This is a genomic window from Lelliottia nimipressuralis (genome assembly GCF_004115925.1).
GTDB lineage: Bacteria > Pseudomonadota > Gammaproteobacteria > Enterobacterales > Enterobacteriaceae > Enterobacter > Enterobacter nimipressuralis.
In genome coordinates, this window is record NZ_SDDX01000019.1 from 205,106 (window position 1) to 221,970 (window position 16,865).

The 16,865-nt window shown below is 58.9% G+C and carries 14 protein-coding genes; 9 read left to right on the forward strand and 5 right to left on the reverse strand.

Features of this window, described 5'->3' with window-relative positions; genetic code table 11:
* Positions 1-3: 3 nt before the first annotated feature.
* Both ETG88_RS15755 and pdxR read right to left on the reverse strand, forming a co-directional pair.
* The gene (locus ETG88_RS15755; RefSeq protein WP_102104517.1) at positions 4-258 is read right to left on the reverse strand and encodes a DUF4282 domain-containing protein; all 255 of its coding nucleotides are present in this window, start codon (positions 256-258) and stop codon (positions 4-6) included.
* 105 nt (positions 259-363) lie between these two features.
* On the reverse strand, positions 364-1,755 hold the full coding sequence (gene pdxR / locus ETG88_RS15760; RefSeq protein ID WP_129035752.1) for a MocR-like pyridoxine biosynthesis transcription factor PdxR: 1,392 nt from the start codon (positions 1,753-1,755) through the stop codon (positions 364-366).
* 101 nt (positions 1,756-1,856) lie between these two features.
* On the opposite strand from pdxR, the gene ETG88_RS15765 reads away from it, so the two are divergent.
* Positions 1,857-2,336 carry a carboxymuconolactone decarboxylase family protein gene (locus ETG88_RS15765; protein WP_107702326.1) on the forward strand — a complete coding sequence of 160 codons (480 nt, stop codon included), beginning with the start codon at positions 1,857-1,859 and terminating at the stop codon, positions 2,334-2,336.
* Here the strand turns inward: ETG88_RS15765 and ETG88_RS15770 are convergent.
* Positions 2,323-3,225, reverse strand: coding sequence for a LysR family transcriptional regulator (locus ETG88_RS15770; protein WP_129035753.1), 903 nt, complete (start codon positions 3,223-3,225; stop codon positions 2,323-2,325). The two genes, ETG88_RS15765 and ETG88_RS15770, sit on opposite strands and share 14 nt — an antisense overlap.
* 99 nt (positions 3,226-3,324) lie before the next feature.
* Here ETG88_RS15770 and ETG88_RS15775 point away from each other — a divergent pair, with 99 nt between their 5' ends.
* The 8 genes from ETG88_RS15775 to ETG88_RS15810 all read left to right on the forward strand — a co-directional run bounded on the left by ETG88_RS15775 (position 3,325) and on the right by ETG88_RS15810 (position 14,581).
* Entirely contained in the window at positions 3,325-4,734 is a 1,410-nt protein-coding gene (locus tag ETG88_RS15775; RefSeq protein ID WP_129035754.1) for an aldehyde dehydrogenase family protein, read from the forward strand.
* A gap of 127 nt (positions 4,735-4,861) precedes the next feature.
* Complete coding sequence (locus tag ETG88_RS15780) at positions 4,862-5,326, forward strand: MarR family winged helix-turn-helix transcriptional regulator (protein WP_100777776.1); 465 nt, start codon at positions 4,862-4,864, stop codon at positions 5,324-5,326.
* Positions 5,327-5,328: 2 nt separating this feature from the next.
* The gene (locus ETG88_RS15785; protein ID WP_129035755.1) at positions 5,329-6,396 is read left to right on the forward strand and encodes an HlyD family secretion protein; all 1,068 of its coding nucleotides are present in this window, start codon (positions 5,329-5,331) and stop codon (positions 6,394-6,396) included.
* Complete coding sequence (locus ETG88_RS15790; protein WP_100777774.1) at positions 6,386-7,453, forward strand: DUF2955 domain-containing protein; 1,068 nt, start codon at positions 6,386-6,388, stop codon at positions 7,451-7,453. The genes ETG88_RS15785 and ETG88_RS15790 overlap by 11 nt, the downstream gene beginning before the upstream one ends.
* Positions 7,454-7,522: 69 nt before the next feature.
* Positions 7,523-9,196 (forward strand): hypothetical protein, encoded by a 1,674-nt coding sequence (locus ETG88_RS15795; RefSeq protein ID WP_129035756.1) that lies wholly within the window; start codon positions 7,523-7,525, stop codon positions 9,194-9,196.
* Positions 9,197-9,446: 250 nt separating this feature from the next.
* Positions 9,447-11,834, forward strand: a complete 2,388-nt coding sequence (locus tag ETG88_RS15800; protein WP_129035757.1) for a hypothetical protein — start codon at positions 9,447-9,449, stop codon at positions 11,832-11,834.
* Positions 11,831-12,919 carry a beta-galactosidase BglB gene (gene bglB, locus ETG88_RS15805; protein WP_129035758.1) on the forward strand — a complete coding sequence of 363 codons (1,089 nt, stop codon included), beginning with the start codon at positions 11,831-11,833 and terminating at the stop codon, positions 12,917-12,919. Before ETG88_RS15800 ends, bglB begins: the two co-directional genes overlap by 4 nt.
* A 33-nt stretch (positions 12,920-12,952) precedes the next feature.
* Positions 12,953-14,581: an alpha-glucoside-specific PTS transporter subunit IIBC gene (locus tag ETG88_RS15810; protein ID WP_129035759.1), complete on the forward strand. Its 1,629-nt coding sequence runs from the start codon at positions 12,953-12,955 to the stop codon at positions 14,579-14,581.
* 26 nt (positions 14,582-14,607) lie between these two features.
* Here ETG88_RS15810 and ETG88_RS15815 read toward each other — a convergent pair whose 3' ends face one another.
* Positions 14,608-15,879 carry a DUF445 domain-containing protein gene (locus ETG88_RS15815; RefSeq protein ID WP_102104526.1) on the reverse strand — a complete coding sequence of 424 codons (1,272 nt, stop codon included), beginning with the start codon at positions 15,877-15,879 and terminating at the stop codon, positions 14,608-14,610.
* 47 nt (positions 15,880-15,926) lie between these two features.
* Positions 15,927-16,862 (reverse strand): LysR family transcriptional regulator, encoded by a 936-nt coding sequence (locus ETG88_RS15820; RefSeq protein WP_232730989.1) that lies wholly within the window; start codon positions 16,860-16,862, stop codon positions 15,927-15,929.
* Between the last annotated feature and the right edge of the window lie 3 nt (positions 16,863-16,865).

Below are 16,865 nucleotides of genomic sequence, written 5' to 3' on the forward strand. Positions count from 1 at the left end.
AGATTACTCTGCGGTGGTTTTGCTGGTGTTTTCCGCGATGCGGCGCAGGTATTCGTTATTTTTAAACGCCACCATAATCAGCTCGAACATCACGCGACAGCCGATCAGGCTGAAAATCATGCCGATAAAACCGGTGAACAGATGCTCGGTGAACATGGAATACACACCGCCGATCAGAATCAGCACCATGGCGATCCAGTAGAAAAAGACCAGCACGCGCGGCGTTAACAGATAATCAAATCCTAAAATTGACTTCATTTTCTTGTCCTTAGAAAAATGTCGGAATCCGACGAAATAAGCCCGCAGAGTATAAAGAGATGTTCTGTCACGCACACCTACGAAATTTATCGGGTCCGATACTGGCTACTCCAGCAGGCGCAGGGTCTCGGCCTGCGGGCGTCGCAGCAGTTCCAGCGCCTCGTCATAGCTGCGCACGTTGTTATAGCCCATCACCAGCCCGTAGCGTTTACCGGAACCGCGATACCACTCTGAAAGCGCATTGACCTGCAGCTGCTGCGCCTGCCAGCAGCGGGCGATCTCGCGGTCGCAACTGCCTGCGCTCAGGAATGCCACGATATGCATTCCGCCATCGTTTTGCTCAGTGAAAAACCGCTCGCCATACACCTCCTGTAGTGCGGCGATCATCCAGTCGCGACGCTGCTGGTAGAGTGTGCGCATCTTTTTCAGATGGCGGAAAAAGTGGCCATCGTTAAGAAAGGTGGTGAGAATTTTTTGCGTCAGTACCGGCTGGCCGCTGGCAACAATATCCGCGCAGTCGGTAAAGGCCTCCACGGTGCTGGCGGGCATCACCAGATAGCCCATGCGCAGGGAGGGCATCACGGTTTTGCTGAATGTGCCCATAAAGATCACCCGGTCGTGACGATCGAGGCTTTTCAACGACGGCAGCACTTTGCGGGTGTAGTGAAACTCGCCGTCGTAGTCGTCCTCGATGATCCACGCCTCGTTATGTGTTGCCCAGTCGAGCAACTGCTGTTTGCGCGGCAGGGAAAGCGTTACCGCCAGCGGGCTTTGATGTGAAGGGGTAACGATGGCAAAACGGGCGTCGCGGTGGTGGCGCAGAAGATACTCCGTGTCCATCCCGGCGCGATCCACGGGCACCGTGTGCAGGCGCGGGACGATCCGCTTTAACAGCTGCTGCCCCATAAAATAGCCCGGATCTTCGAACACCACTTTATCGCTGCGGCTTGCCAGCGTATCAAGGATCAGCCGCAGGCTGCCGCTGTACCCGCTGGTGATCAGCACCTGTTCTGCCGTGCAGGACAATCCGCGCGAAATGTTCAGGTAACTGGCAATCGCCTGGCGCAGGGGATACCAGCCCATGACCGGCGGGTTCAGCATCTCTTCCTGGCGCATCGATCGTGTCGCCAGGCCTGCCAGCAGCAGCCACTTTTTATAGGGAAAACTGTCCAGCGCCGGAATACCCGGACGCAGGAAACCGGCGCGCTCGCGCTGGCTGATGAGCGATTCCGGCAGCGTGCCGGTGGCCTGCTCAGCGGGAGCCGGTTGTTTCGCCGGGAGGGTTAAATCGGGATTCACCCGCGTCCCGCGCGCCCCCTCGCTCACCAGATAGCCCTCTCCGATCAAGATAGCGTAAGCCGTTTCGACGGTTTTGCGCGCCACTTTTAGCTCTTCGGCCAGCACGCGGATGGCAGGCACTTTGTCGCCGGGCTTCAGCACGCCGCGCGTGATGTTGTCGCGATAGCGGGTGTAGATATCGTGATAGCCCGATTTCATGTCCTACCTCGTTTCCTGAATTTTGTATCTTTTTACTATGTCATGATCGGCGTAGATTTGCCCCATCGCATTTGATATGCCGCACAAAAAGAGGAAAGACAATGAGCACTCGCGTTAACCACCATAAAGCCACACCTGCACTTGCCAAAGCCCTGTCCGACCTGAGCATGGCGATCGGCAAAACCTCCATCGACCCGGCCCTGAAGCACTTGATCGATATCCGCGTCTCTCAGCTGAACGGCTGCACGTTCTGTCTGGATATGCACTCGAAAGAGGCGAAAATTGCCGGTGAGCGCGAGCTGCGCCTGTATCATCTGGCGGCCTGGCGCGAGTCGCCGCTGTTCAGCGCTCGCGAAAAAGCGGCGCTGGCCTTCGCCGAAGCGCTGACCCAAATCAGCGTCCACGGCATCAGCGACGAACTGTACTGCAGCGTGGCTGAGCACTTCTCCGACACCGAGATTTCAGAGCTTAACTTCGCCATCGTGGCGATCAACGCCTGGAACCGTCTGGGCATTACCTCGCGCATGGAGCCGGGTGCAATGGATGCGGCTTACGGCCTGAACAAAGCTAACCTGGAATAATCCCGCGTTCGCGAACCAGTGCCACTAGCGCCCGCAACCCCGGCGGGACGTGCCGGTGGCCGGGATAGTAGAGGCGCAGTCCGGCAAAGGGCTGCGTCCAGTCATTTAACACGCTTACCAGTTCCCCCGATGCCAGCTCTTGCTGGATATAAAGTTCCGGTAAAAAACCGACTCCCAGCCCCGCTTTCACCGCCCGTATCGAGGCAAACAGATCCGACGTCGCAAAACGCGGCGGGACGGCCAGGGCATAGCGCTCGCCGCGCCGTTCCAGCTCCCAGCGATAAATCCCGCCGTGCGACATGCGCATTCCAATCCCCTGATGATTGCGCAAATCATCCGGCGTTTGCGGAATACCGTGGCGGGCAAAATAGTCCGGTGTGGCAGTGACAAGCTGGCGGATATCGGCGGTGAGCGGGATGGCGATCATGTCCTGTGGGACAGACTCTTCCAGGCGGATCCCGGCGTCAAACCCCTCGGCGACAATGTCGATCAGGCGCGCTTCACTGACGGTCTCCACGCGCATTTTGGGGTAGCGGATCATGTAGTCGATCAGCAGATCGTCCAGAAAAAGGGGGCCGATATTGTTCGGCACATTCAGGCGCAGCGTTCCGGCAGGTTCGTCCGTCTCGCTGTGGATCTCTTCGCTGGCCTGGCGGATCGCCTGCAATGCCGGGCCGATACGCGCCACATAGCGCTGCCCGGCGTCCGTCAGCGCAACGCTGCGGGTGGTGCGGTTAAACAGCCGCGTCTGCAGGCGGCTTTCCAGCCCGGCGATGGCATTGCTCACTGCTGTTGCCGACATGTTGAGTTCCTGCGCTGCGCCGCGAAAACTGCCGCGCCGCACCACGGCCATCACCACTTCCAGCTCTGTCAGTCCTGAACGGTGCATAGATTATCCTGAAAATCGCAATAACCTTTGCAGGATAGCGTGGATTATCGAAACGTAAAAGGCGTGCCAGACTGGGCTCTTCCAGCCTGAGGAGGTGTTATGCGTCATATCGATCGGATTTTTATCAACGGTGAATTTGTCACACCGCACGGCACAGAGCGTTTTGATCTCTACAACCCGGCGACCGCGCAGGTGTTCGGGCAGGTTCGGCTTGCGGATGAACTCGACGCGGAACGCGCCATCAGCGCGGCCAAGGCTGCGTTTCCTGCGTGGGCGAGGACCACACGCGAGGCGCGCATTGCTGCCCTCAAACGGATGCATGCGGCGGTCGCGGCGCGTCATGACGATTTGCTGGAGGCGATTATCGAAGAGTACGGTGCTCCTGCGTCGCGATCGGCGTGGATGGCGAGTTATCCGGCAGAGGTGATAGCCCAGGCCATCGACGCGCTGACGGCGTTTGAATTCACGACCGAGGTCGGCGCCGCCACGGTACAGATGGTGCCGCTTGGCGTGGCGGGGCTTATCACGCCGTGGAACAGCGATGCAGGGTTTATCTGCGGCAAGCTGGCGGCATCGCTGGCGGCGGGCTGTTCGGCAGTGATTAAACCGAGCGAAATGAGCGCATGGCAGACGCAGATTATCACCGAAGCCCTGAGCGAAGCCGGATTACCGCCGGGGGTGTTTAACATCGTCACCGGGCGCGGCGAGACGGTGGGGGAGACTATCAGCCGTCATCCGGACGTGGCAAAAATATCGTTTACCGGTTCAACCGCTACCGGCAAAGCGATTCTGCGCAACGCCGCTGAGAGCTTTAAGCGCGTAACGCTGGAGTTAGGCGGTAAATCGCCGACGATTGTGCTGGAAGACGCCGATTTAAGCCAGGCGGTTCCGCTGGCAATCCAGGCTGGCCTGATGAACAGCGGCCAGGCGTGCGTGGCCGGGACGCGCATTCTGGTGCCACGCTCACGCAAAGCGGAATGCGAAGCGGCGCTGGCGCAGGCGATGGCGGCAGTGAAATCGGGCGATCCGCGTGACCCGGCGACGGAAGTGGGGCCGATGGTCAGCGAAAAACAGTGGCGGCGCGTGCAGGGTTACATCCGCAAAGGTACAGAAGAGGGGGCGCGTCTGCTGGCAGGGGGTGAAGGGCGTCCGGAGGGCACACAAAACGGCTGGTTTGTCCGTCCGACGCTGTTTACGGATGTCGATAACCAGATGACCATCGCCCGCGAGGAGATTTTTGGCCCGGTGCTGTCGATTATCGCCTATCGCGATGAGGCCGAAGCTATCGCCATTGCCAACGATACGGATTATGGCCTGAGCGCGCTGGTGCTGGGCGGCGAGCGTGCGCGTGGCGTTGCACAACAAATTGAGTCTGGCCGGGTACTGGTTAATACGCTCGCCCACGAACCGAAAGCACCTTTCGGCGGATTCAAACACTCGGGCGTAGGCCGCGAGATGGGCGCGTGGGGGATCAGCGCATTTATGGAGCCTAAAACGATGATTGAATAAAACCCCGCCCGGTGGGCGCAGTGCCCACCGGCTTATGAATTCGCAATTCCTGCTCTTTTCCCTCTCGTTTCTTGATAGTTACCCTGATAACTATTATCTTGCTTACGGTGATGAGAGGGGGGTTCCCGTGAGCGAAGATGATCTGTTTTGCCGCAGGCCGATGGGCATGCGGATGGCGATGATTGTGCGTCAATGGCGCGCGGTCATTGATGATGCCATTCTCGATACGGGACTCACCCAGTCGAGCTGGACGGTGATGATGCAGCTCAAATCGCTTGGCGATAACGTCTCGGTCAGCGAACTGGCGGAAGTGCAGGGTATCGAACTGCCGCCGCTGATGCGCACCCTGACTCAGCTGGAAAAGCAGGGTTATCTGCTGCGCACGGTATCACCTTATGACAAGCGCATCCGCTTGCTCACCCTCACGCCGGAAGGTCACGCGGTCCTGAAAACGCTCACCCAGGTGGTCGAAAATTTTCAGCAACGTGTGTCATATAATATCGCGCCAGAACATCTTGAGATTTTCTGCGCAACATTAAATCAAATCGCCTGCAATTTGCGATCAATCCGCGAAGAAGACAACAAGATCTAAAAATAATGACTCCTGAACAAAAGTTTGCCCGCTGGGTTAGGGTGAGTATTGCCTCTTTCCTGCTGATGTTTGTCTATTTTATCGTCGCGGATATCTGGATCCCGCTGACGCCGGACTCCACCGTGATGCGTGTGGTGACGCCGGTATCCGCGCGCGTTTCCGGCAACGTCGCGGCGGTGTACGTCCACAACAACAGCCAGGTTAAAAAGGGCGATGTGCTGTTCGAACTCGACCCGACGCCGTTTCGCAATAAGGTCGAAGCCGCCCAGATCGCTCTGGAACAGGCCCGGCTCTCGAACCAGCAGTTGGACGCGCAGATTGTCGCCGCGCAGGCCAATCTGAAAACGGCGCAGCTGACCGCCCGCAACGATAAAGTCACTTTTGACCGCTATCAGCGCCTGAGCACCCTGCAGAACGTCTCGCAATCGGATCTGGATAAGGTGCGCACCATCTGGCAGAGCAGCGAACAGTCGGTGGCGAATCTGGAAGCTAATATCCATAACCTGCGCATCGAGCGCGGTGAGCGGGATGAGAAGCGCAACGTAACGCTGCAAAAATATCGTAACGCACTGGAAGAGGCGGAGCTAAACCTGAGCTGGACGAAGGTCTACGCGCTGGCCGACGGCACCGTGAGCAACGTGCAGCTTAGCCCCGGTTTTTACGCCTCGTCAGGCTCTGCCGCGCTGGCGTTGGTGAATAACCAGACTGATATCGTCGCCGATTTCCGCGAGAAAAGCCTGCGCCATACCCATCAGGGCACCGACGCTGCGGTGGTGTTTGACGCCTTCCCGGGCCGTGTTTTCCGCGCGCACGTCACCAGCAGTGACGCCGGGATTTTGGCGGGACAGGAGGCGGTAAACGGTGAATTATCTCAGCCTGAAACCTCCAACCGCTGGGTGCGAGACGCGCAGCGCATGCGCATTCACATTGCGCTGGACGAAACGCTGCCGAAACACCTGCCAACCGGCGCTCGCGCCACAGTGCAGCTGTACAATAGCGAAGGGCCGTTCGCCCGCTTCTTCTCCGGGCTGCAAATTCACCTCGTGAGCCTGCTGCATTATGTCTATTAATACGCTCGCGCGGGTCTTTACCCCGCACGGCAACATCGTCTACACGGCGAACGACTTTCGCCAGACCCTGCGCATCGTCTTTGCCGGGATGATCGCGCTGAGCATTTCGACGTTTTACAACACCAGCTACGGCGTCTTTTACGTGGTCTACCCGATCATGCTTCTGTCGCTGGTGCCGGTGTTTAACCGCCACGTGGCGAAGCAGTTTATTTTTAGCGCGTCGCTGAACTGCATCGAAATGGTAATTATCATCGGCTATCTCTCACAATGGCCGCTGATCATGACGCTGGTGGTGTTTGCCCTCTACGTGATGCGTTTTCGGTTTATGAGCAAGGGGCCGCTGTTCCTGTTTGGCTCGATGGGGGTGGTGTGTCAGAGCGTGATGCTCAATTTCATGAGTTACCCGACCACGAACTGGCACACGCTGCTGTTCTCAAACGTCGAGGCCAGCATCATGGCGGTCTGTTTAAGCGCGCTGATGAACTACCTGCTGCCGGACGTCGAACCGCGCAAGCCGCCGCCGCTGATTGAGAAAAACGCTGCCCGCGTGCGCCACGAATCCCTGCTCTCCGGTACCGTGGCGACGCTGATATTTGTCGTCTTTCAGATAAGCGATCTCAGCGATTCCCTCTCGGCGCTGATGGCGGGCGTGCTGATCCTCTTTCCGATGAACTATCGCGGCGCGGTGATAAGCTCCCTGTGGCGCGTGGTCGGGGTGATCCTCGGCTGTCTGTACATCCTGGTAATGCAGCTGGTGCTTTACGATCACAGCAGCCATATGTTGCTGATGATGCCGCTGATTGGCCTCGGGCTGGCGTTTGGCGCACGTCTGCACGTCATGGAAAAAGTCGGCGCGGGCGTCGGGTTTGCCAGCATCACCACCATCGGCATTATGTTTGGTCAGAACATGCATCCTGACGGCGATCTGGTGTTCAGCGATCTCTACCGCATCGTCTCGGTGACGGTGGCGCTGGTCTCCACGCTGACGCTGGTGTTCCTGGTGCATCTGTTCCTGAACCTTTTTGAGCCGACCCGCTACGTCATTCGAGAACCGTGACACACCTATTTTCTGCGTTCTGTGCTATGACTGTCGGCCGGTCAATTGGGCGACAAAAGGAGCAGGGAGATGTGGCAGACAAGGGCGCTGGAGCTAAATAATCAGGCTTACTGGAACTGGGATAAGGCCTGCGAGCTGGTGGAATACGCCGTCGCGCATGATTTCAATACCGTGATTGTCGGGCAGGTGGACCTGTTCGACATGCTGGTTTCGCCCAAGGGTTACACCCCGCTTCAGTACAACGATCGCCTCTCCAGCCAGCAGCGCGCCCGCTGCGTCCATCTCAATCGTCTCGGTAAACTGTGTCAGCAAAAAGGGCTGCGTTTTTATCTGCAGGCCAAAGAGTTCAACTTCCCGACCGACCTGCTGCTGGCGCATCCGCATCTGTTCGAGCCGGGCCACGGCGTGCGCTTTGACATCGATTTCTGGTGCGCGTATCTGAGCGAGAAAGTGTCGCTGATTTGCCAGCGCATTCCGGCACTGAGCGGCCTGCTGGTGGCGATTTCCAATACTGACGGGCTGCTGCCCATTTCGCGCCCGAACTGGGAGCTACAGGGGCAAGACAACGCCCGGCTTCCCGAGCGTGACGAGCGCAGTTTTTCCCTCTACAGCCGCTGTTTCAGCGCGCTTTCCCGGACGATGCAGAAAGAGAATAAGCATCTGGTGCTGCGGGTGTTCCCGGCGAGCAATCACGATCTCGGCAACGTGCTGGAGGCGATCCGCCCGCTGCCCGAAAGCGTCAGCGTCTCCATCAAACTGACTCCTGAGCGCTTCTGGCCATCGTTTCCGAATAACCCGGCGCTGCTGGCAGTCCGCGAGCGCGAAGTGTGGGCGGATATCGATCTGGTGGGCGAAGAGGTGGGCTGGGGGATTTTCCCGTTTCCGCGCATCGACGAGCTGCAGGGCCGTCTGCTGTGGTGTCGCAGCAATCCGGCGATCCGCGGCGCGGTGTGCAAAACCAGCTGGGAAGGGGTCGATAACCACTGGATCATGGGCACCCTGAGCGAATGTAATCTGCTGGCATGCAGCCGGATGCTGGCGAATGATGGCGCCCATTTGTCGCGCGATCAGCTGCTGACGTACTGGCTCGACGAAAGCTACGGCTGGCGCCCTGAACCGCCGGTGTTTCACCAGTTCACCGCCCTGCTGGAGCAGGCCGGACAGGTGCTCTATAACGCGATTTACGTCCGCGACCACGTGTTTCACCGCCACAGTCAGGTGCCGGAAAGCTACGGCCAGGCGGTGTGGAGCCTCTACGGACAGCTCAATCGCAACCACTGGCTGCCAGGCTCCGAGCGCGATATCTCCTTTGACGCCAGCGATGTGGAGACATCCGCCGCCTGCCTGACGCGCATCGCCAAAGAGAAAGATGACGCCCGCGACGCCTCTGTGAGCTTACGTGAACGCGCGCTGCGTTTCACGGAGATCGCCGCGTTCCCGTATGCCCTGAAAAACCGCTGGCTGGAGGAGTGGCAAGGCTTTGCGCTCTACTGCCACCTGTTCTTGCATGCTCAGAAAGCCTTCTTCACTCTGCGCTTTGCCCGTGAGGTGGAAAACAGCTGGAGCATGCGCGAGATCTGCCAGATCAACATTCAGGAGCTGTATCGCAGCGCCTCAGAAATGGAAGACTACTGCGCGAAACACGCGGACGCCTCGCCGGGATTGCACGTGCTGTTTGATGCCTCACGCGTACGGGCATTGGCCGATAGCCTGGGCGAGGAGCTTAAGGCGCTGAAGGGCTAAAACCTGCCAAAAATGTGACGAACGTCGCGCAAGACACGCGCACGGCGCGATGGCTATGCGCCCATCGTCACATTCTCTTTTTTCATTTCACGTAAGGCGTGATCGTCGTCACGTCGTCTCCCCGGTGGTGGCTCGCTTTGTGAGTTGCCAGGCAGTTCCGGCCAATCTCCACTATTGGCTGCTCGCCGAAAAGTACATTCCCGCTGATGATTGGTCCGCAATCGATAAGTCGTATGAAGGCGAGGAAAATATGTCACAGGGTGACTGGCAACTTAAACAGGGCGAAGCGCTGACGCGTTTTCTCTTTTCCGCGGCAAAGGAAGAGCGCTTTGCTGAATTCTATACCGGCGAAGCCATCGACCCGGAAATAGACTATCACTTTCGCAACGGCTCCGGCCCGAAAGCTGAGGCGTTCTGCCGCCGCGTCTTTCGCCAGACGCACGCCCGGCGCGCGGTCGATCCCGCCCAGGCGCTGCCGTGCCGAGAAGTGACCTTTAGCGGTGAGAATGACAGCGTTTCATTTTCTGATTTTCGCCATTTGCCTTTCCACTTTCAGCGCTGGCTAACGGTTGATCTTTTCGCGCCACACACCGGGGAATTTTCGTTTCGTGTGGGCACCTGCGGCGGCGTGCGGATATGGATTGAGGGAGCAGAAACCCTCTGCCATACGCCGTTTACGCGCAATACCCTGCAGCATGTCGAGGTGCGCCTGCCGCTGAATGCGGGCAAAAATAGCCTGCAGATCCATCTCGACGAGCTGTTTGAGCGCGACACCCTTTTTGCTCTGCAGATGGTCTATCTGGATGACGCGCCCCTGGGCGTGGCACTGCCCGGCATGTCGGGGGAGGCGGTCGATTGTCTGAGTGAGTTTGCGTGCGGGCTGCGACCGGAACTGGCGGCCATTGACCACAGCGTGCGGCTGCACGGCAGTGTGCCAGTCCCTGCGGGGGTTGTGCTTTGCGGTGAACTGCGCGGCATGGGCAACGACAACTTTACGCCGAGAATACTCGATTTTGGCGCGCTAAACGTCGGGGAAATGACGATCACCCTGCCGTTACCGGCGGATATCGGTGAGGCGCACTATCAGCTACGTCTGACGCTCCAGCGCGGTGAAGTGACACTCACGCGTCACATCGGCGTCAACGTCATGCCCGATGCGCCGGTGCTTGCCCGCGCCACCACTCTTGTAGGGCGCAAACAGGAAGCGCTGCGCTATATCGCCGCGCATGGGATGGATCGCACCTGCCGCCTGCTGGCGATGATGCACCTGCACGAATACGGCCCTGAGTGTGAAACCCTGCTGAACAGCACTCTCAAGCGCATCAGCGCGCGCGAAGACTGCTCTGATTTTTCGCTGGTGCCGCTGCTGTGGATCTGGCGCTATCACCAGGGGGAGCATTTCCCGCCAGCCCTCTGGCGACGGGTGAAATCGACTCTGCTGGGCTATCGCTACTGGCTCGACGAACAGGGCTGCGACGTGATGTGGTTCTGGAGCGAAAACCACGCGCTCTGTTTCCATACCGCCCAGTATCTGGCGGGGCAGTTTTTCCCGGACGAACAGTTTATCGCCTCGGGCCGCCTTGGGCGCGAACAGCAGGCGATTGCCGAAGCGCGTCTGGTGCAGTGGTTCGACGCCATCGATGCGCATGGTTTCGTCGAGTGGAACTCCGCGCCCTATTATCCCGTTGATTATATTGGCCTGTTCGCGCTGTATCAGCTTGCCGAGAGCCAGGTGATTCGCACCCGCGCAGGTCAGCTCATTGACCGCTTAATGCTATTAAGCTCGCTGCATTACCAGAACGGCGTCGCCGCCGGAACCATGGGCCGCGTCTACGAAAAAGAGCTGCTGGCAGGGAGGCTCACCGAGCTGTCGGCTTACGGCGCGGTGGCCTGGGATGGCGGCAGCTATAACCGCAAATGCGCCTCGCTGCCGTTGTTCTGCGCCAGCGACTACGTGCCGCCTGCCGAGTCAGAGAAGTACGCCACGCTCTGCGAAGGCGAACTGGCCGCCTGGTACACCTGCGGCGGCGGGAATATTTGCCTTTGGAAAGCGCCGGGCGTCAGTTTGTCCTCCTGCGTCGATCACCACACGGGTGAGCCAGGCCATCAGCAGCATCTGCTCGATCTGCAATTTGCTTCCCGTCCTGACGCCAAAATCTGGATTAATCATCCGGGTGAAGCGGAGCCAGGCGGCGAAAAGCGGCCTTCATTCTGGGCGGGAAACGGTGTAATGCCGCATGTCATGCAGCAGGAAAACGGCGCTGCGATGCGCTGGCACATCGCTGACGAAGAGGCCCTGCCGTGGACGCATCTTCACCTGCCGGTACAGGCTTTTGATCGTGTCATCGCCTCGACGCACGCCCGTATCGTTCGCGCCGGTCAGGCTTTTGCGGCGGTGATCTGCTCTGCTCCCCTGCACACCATCGACCACGGGCTCACGGCCGGAACAGAGTGTCGCGCGGCGGGACGCGACGTGGCGTGGTACGTGGAAGCGGGCTATGGCGACGACGTGGCTTTTGCGACGTTCAGCGCCCGGATGGGCGCAATGACGATCGAGAAAGATCACGATCTCGCCGCGACATTTCCCGCTCTGCACAGCACTGCCCCACGCATTATTTTCAAGGACGTAAACGCATGAACAAGGATGAACGGATGAGCACGCTGGACCGCGTGGTGCGCGGATTTTGCCGTCTGAAGAATTTGAATGAAGTGGGCGTTGGCGACGGTTTTGCGATCCACTTTGAGGAGTGGGAGTGGGAAATCGGCGTCGGGCTTTACGGATTCTGGCGTTACGCCGCGCACCAGCAGGACGCGGCGCTGCAGCAGTCGATCCTCGCATGGTATGAGGCGCAGATCGCCAAAGGGTTGCCGGAGATACAGATCAACACCACCGCACCGATGATCGTGCTGGCGCTGGTGGCGGGGCAACATCAGCGTGAGGATCTGCTGAAAACGGTCAACGACTGGGCCGACGCCCTGCTGCGTGATCTGCCCAAAACCGAAGAGGGCGGCTTCCAGCACGTGGTGAAAGAGCAGCCCAACACCGGCCAGCTCTGGGACGACACGCTGTTTATGACCTGCCTTTTCCTTGGCGTGGCGGGGATTGTGCTCAAACGTCGGGACCTGATTGACGAGGCGGGATACCAGTTTCTGCTGCACACCCGCTATCTGAGCGATCCGGCCAGTGGGCTGTGGTATCACGGCTGGACGTTTGTCGATAAACACCACTTTGCCGGGGCGTTTTGGGCGCGCGGCAACGCGTGGATCACCGTGGCAATCCCCGAATTTATCGAACTGATGGGCGAGCATCTGGATACCGGCGTGCGTCGCTATCTGTCGCAGGTGGTGGCGCGCCAGGTGCGCTCCCTATGCACGCTCCAGGCTGACAACGGCATGTGGCACACGGTGCTCGACGATCCGCTCTCACCTCAGGAATCTTCCGCCACGGCGGGGATTGCCTACGGCATGCTGCGCGGCGTTCGGATGGGCATTCTGGATGATTCCGTCAGCGTTAACGCGCTGCGGGCGTTTGACGCCGTAATGGCGCGCATTGACGAGGACGGCATCGTCCTCGAAGCCTCACGCGGCACCATGTTGGGCTGGGATATCCAGTATTACTGCGATATCGCGATGGCCCCCGTTCCCTACGCTCAGGCGTTAACGATGCTGCTCCTGCTGGAGAGGGAGCAGGGTGACTGGCCTGGCAAAACCTCTGTGACCTGACCCGCGAGAGCGGATAGCTGGAGATAATAATAAATGAAAAAACTCAACATCATGGGCGCCTTCCAGACGTTTGGCGGCGCGATGGCGGTCCCGATAGCTTTCCTGCCGTTCACAGGGTTGCTGCTGGCCGTCACCAACATCCTCACCATGCCCGATATCATGGGCGATCTGGCCCATCCGGACGCGACTTTTTACAAGGTAATGACGATTCTGAAGTCCGGCGGCTGGACGATTTTCCGCAACTTCCCGCTGCTGTTCTGTATGGCACTGCCGATTGGCCTGGCGAAGTCCGCCCAGGCGCGCGCGGCGCTGGTGGCCTTTTTCTCCTACATGGCGTTTAACTATTTTACCAACGGGATGCTCACCTTCTGGGGCGCTGATTTCGGCGTCAACTTCAGCCAGGAAGTGGGTGGGCAGAGCGGGCTGGCGCTGGTGGGCGGCATCAAAACGCTGGATACCAGTATCGTCTTCTCCCTGATCGTCGGCGGGATCGTCACCTGGATCCACAACCGCTTTTTCGAGAAAAAACTCCACGACTACTTTTCGATTTTCCAGGGGATGGCGCTGGTGTTTATTATCGCCTTCTTCCTGATGATCCCTCTGGCGTGGCTGACCTGTCTGGTGTGGCCAAAAGTGCAATTGGGCATCAACGCCATGCAAACGTTCTACATCGAAGCCGACGTGCTGGGAATGGGGCTGTTTGCGTTTGTGGAGCGTATTCTGGTGCCGACGGGCCTACACCGCTTCGTCTATTTCCCGTTCTTCTTCGGCCCGGCGGTGGTGGACGGCGGTCTCTACACCCACTGGATCGAGAACGTCTCGACCTACGCGGCCTCTGCCGTGCCGCTGCGTGAGCAGTTCCCGGCGGCGGGCTACTCCCTTTACGGCAATATCAGCGTCTTTTGCTCGTTGGGTGCGGGGCTGGCGATTTACGCCACGGCGAAGAAAAGCCAGAAGAAAAAAGTGGCGGCCCTGGTGATCCCGGCGATCATCACCGCGATGAGCGTGGGTATTACCGAACCGATCGAATTCACCTATCTGTTTATTTCGCCGGTGCTTTATCTGCTCAACGCGCTGATCGGTGCGGTGCTGTGCATGGCGCTGTACATGGCCGGGGTGGTGGGCTTTATGGGCGGCGGGATGAACGACATGATCCTGTTCAACTGGATCTTCTACGCGCAAAACCACGCGCACCTGATTTGGATCCATCTGGCCATCGGCTTTGGATTTGCGGCGATCAACTTTATGGTCTTCCGCTACGTGATCCTCAAATACAACATCCTGACGCCGGGGCGTAACGAGGATGAAGACGAGGTGCGTCTCTATTCGAAACAGGATTACCGCGATAAAAAGGCGGCGGGCAAACAACCCGATCGCGAGAAGGCGATTGCGATCCTGCAGTGCGTCGGCGGCGCGGAAAACGTTGAAACCATCAGCAACTGCCAGACCCGCCTGCGGCTGGTGATCCACGATCCCTCGTGCGTGATGGATGACAACGCGTTGAAAGCTGCGGGTGCATTAGGGACGATTCGTAATGGCAGGAACCTGCAAATCGTGATCGGCCTGTCGGTCACCGTGGTCCGGGAATTCTTTGAGGCAGAAGTGATTCGCGCGCGCGAGGCGGGGAGAGATTCGCCTGCGCCGCAGCCGGTAAACTCATAACAAAATGGGGCGCTCTGCCCCCTTTTTTAGTGGGGGAGCAGCACCGGAATTTGCGACAGCAGAAACAGAATCAACCCGATAGTTCCGCCGACCAGCGTGCCGTTAACGCGGATAAACTGCAGGTCCTTGCCGATATTCAGCTCGATCTGTCGTGACATGTCTTTTGCATCCCAGCCCTTCACCGTATCGCTGATATGGCGCGTCAGGAAGGCCGCGAAATCCGGTGCCACGCGATGCGCCGCCTGCTCCAGATGTTCGTTCAGCGAGGCGCGCAGGCTGGCGTCGGCCACCAGCGTTTCGCCAAACCACTGCCCGGCGTTGGCGATGCGCTGCTTCACGCGGGAGTCGTCGCTCTGCATATCGGCTTTCAGCCATGCGCGCAGATCGGCCCACATCTCGCCAAGATAGCGGTTAAACGCTTCGTCATTCTTCAGGTAGTGTTTGATGTTCTCCGCTTTGTTCGCCATCTCCGGATCGGTTTTCAGGTTGTCGATAAGCTTCAGCGTGGCGCGATCAAACGCCTGGCGGATCTGGTGCGTGCGGTCGTGGCTGATATCGTCGAGGATCGCGTTCACCGCATCGGAGACCAGCTCGGCGCTTTGATCGCCCAGCCACTCGGTCGGCAGCATCATCGCTTTGCGCGGATGTTCGGTTTTAAGCCAGTGAACGATCTGCGCGGCGATAAAGTCCCGCGTACTGTCGCGCTGTATCAGGGTGATCAAGCGGTTGATCACCGCGTCCAGCAGCACCTGATGACGGTTGTTTTTGGTCATGCTCTCCAGCATCGCCGCGCTGGTTTGCGTAAAATCGACCTTATCGATGGCCTTGTGTACGGCGCGTTTCAGTAAGCGCTGAATGCGCCCGTCGTCCGTCAGTTCCAGGAACCCGCCCATCACCTGAATCAGATGCTGCCCGACACGCTGGGCGTTATCCGGTTGGCTGAACCAGTTGCCGATCATCTGTGCGGGTTCGTAGCGGCGGATCAGCGCAACTAAAGACTGGGTATCGAGAAATTTTTCCTGCACGAACAGGCCGAGATTATCGGCGATCCGATCTTTATTGCGCGGGATAATCGCCGTATGGCGCGAGATAAACGGGATCGGCACCCGGCGGAACAGGGCCACCACGGCGAACCAGTCCGCCAGCGCGCCGACCATCGCCGCCTCGGCAATCGCCTTCGCGCCGCGTACCCAGATCGTCTGCGGCAGAAACAGCGTGGCAATGAAAATCGCGGCGGCAACCAGCAGCAGCGACAGCGCCAACAGCTTGGCGCGTTTGAGTTCAGCTAATTTTTCCATAGGGTTAAGGATAGAGCGGAACGTGGGAGGAGTGCAAAAAAGTGTGATCAGTCGCGCAGGGCTGCCAGAAAACGGCTGAACAGATCCGGCAGCGGCTCGTCGTACCACAGCGCGTAGAGATCGGCGGGGATAGTCTCGGTAAGTTTCAGGAACACCACACCCGGCCAGTGGATCAGCGCGCAGGATTCGGGTAACAGCGATACGCCATTCCCGGTGCTGACCAGCGCCAGCGCGGTCTGCGGTTCAAAGACCTGATGCGTCACCAGCGGCGAGACGCCCAGCGCGAGGCAGCTGTCATACACCTGACGGGCAAAGTCGCTGTGGGTGAAAGAGAGGGAGATAAACGCCCGATCAACCAGATCTTTCAGGGATATTTGGGCGCGGCGGCACAGCGGATCGCTCTCATGCACCGCCACGCACACCGCCTCACGGGCAATCATCTGGCAGCGGATTTTGGCTTCGACGTGAGGGATCACATTGCGGTTGATGGCGATGTCCACGGTGCGGGCGCGCAGGGCCTCGGTCTGTTCCTGCTGGCCCAGCTCGTGCAGCGTCCAGTTGACGTCCGGATTGGCCTCGCGGAACGCTTTCATGCGCGTCAGCAACGGCCCCCACATCGCGCTGCCAATCACCCCGATATTAATGTGCTGCTTTTCACTGCGGCCAATCTGGCGCACATAGTTCAGGGACTGTTCGGTAGCGCTGAGCAGACGGTCGACTTCCGCTTTCAGCACTTTTCCGGCGTGAGTCAGCACCACTTTTCGGCTGGTTCGCTCAAACAACTCCACGCCAAGCAGCTCTTCCAGCTCTTTGATTTGCATGCTCAGCGGTGGCTGGGAGATATTCAGCCTGGCGGCAGCGCGCCCAAAATGCAGCTCATCGGCGAGGGTCTGGAAATAGCGCAGCATCCGGAAGCGAATGCGGCTGTTGGCCTGTGAATCGAGCATACCGGGCACCGAGAAAAAGGAGGGTGGCGATATCATGCA

Excerpts from the sequence above, each read along its gene's own strand:
- ETG88_RS15795 (WP_129035756.1), top strand. The coding sequence starts at position 7,523 with ATGTGGCAGACAAGGGCGCTGGAGCTAAATAATCAGGCTTACTGGAAC.
- ETG88_RS15755 (WP_102104517.1), bottom strand. The coding sequence starts at position 258 with ATGAAGTCAATTTTAGGATTTGATTATCTGTTAACGCCGCGCGTGCTG.
- ETG88_RS15765 (WP_107702326.1), top strand. The coding sequence starts at position 1,857 with ATGAGCACTCGCGTTAACCACCATAAAGCCACACCTGCACTTGCCAAA.
- ETG88_RS15810 (WP_129035759.1), top strand. The coding sequence starts at position 12,953 with ATGAAAAAACTCAACATCATGGGCGCCTTCCAGACGTTTGGCGGCGCG.
- ETG88_RS15775 (WP_129035754.1), top strand. The coding sequence starts at position 3,325 with ATGCGTCATATCGATCGGATTTTTATCAACGGTGAATTTGTCACACCG.
- ETG88_RS15815 (WP_102104526.1), bottom strand. The coding sequence starts at position 15,879 with ATGGAAAAATTAGCTGAACTCAAACGCGCCAAGCTGTTGGCGCTGTCG.
- bglB (WP_129035758.1), top strand. The coding sequence starts at position 11,831 with ATGAACAAGGATGAACGGATGAGCACGCTGGACCGCGTGGTGCGCGGA.
- pdxR (WP_129035752.1), bottom strand. The coding sequence starts at position 1,755 with ATGAAATCGGGCTATCACGATATCTACACCCGCTATCGCGACAACATC.
- ETG88_RS15820 (WP_232730989.1), bottom strand. The coding sequence starts at position 16,862 with ATGATATCGCCACCCTCCTTTTTCTCGGTGCCCGGTATGCTCGATTCA.
- ETG88_RS15770 (WP_129035753.1), bottom strand. The coding sequence starts at position 3,225 with ATGCACCGTTCAGGACTGACAGAGCTGGAAGTGGTGATGGCCGTGGTG.
- ETG88_RS15800 (WP_129035757.1), top strand. The coding sequence starts at position 9,447 with ATGTCACAGGGTGACTGGCAACTTAAACAGGGCGAAGCGCTGACGCGT.
- ETG88_RS15790 (WP_100777774.1), top strand. The coding sequence starts at position 6,386 with ATGTCTATTAATACGCTCGCGCGGGTCTTTACCCCGCACGGCAACATC.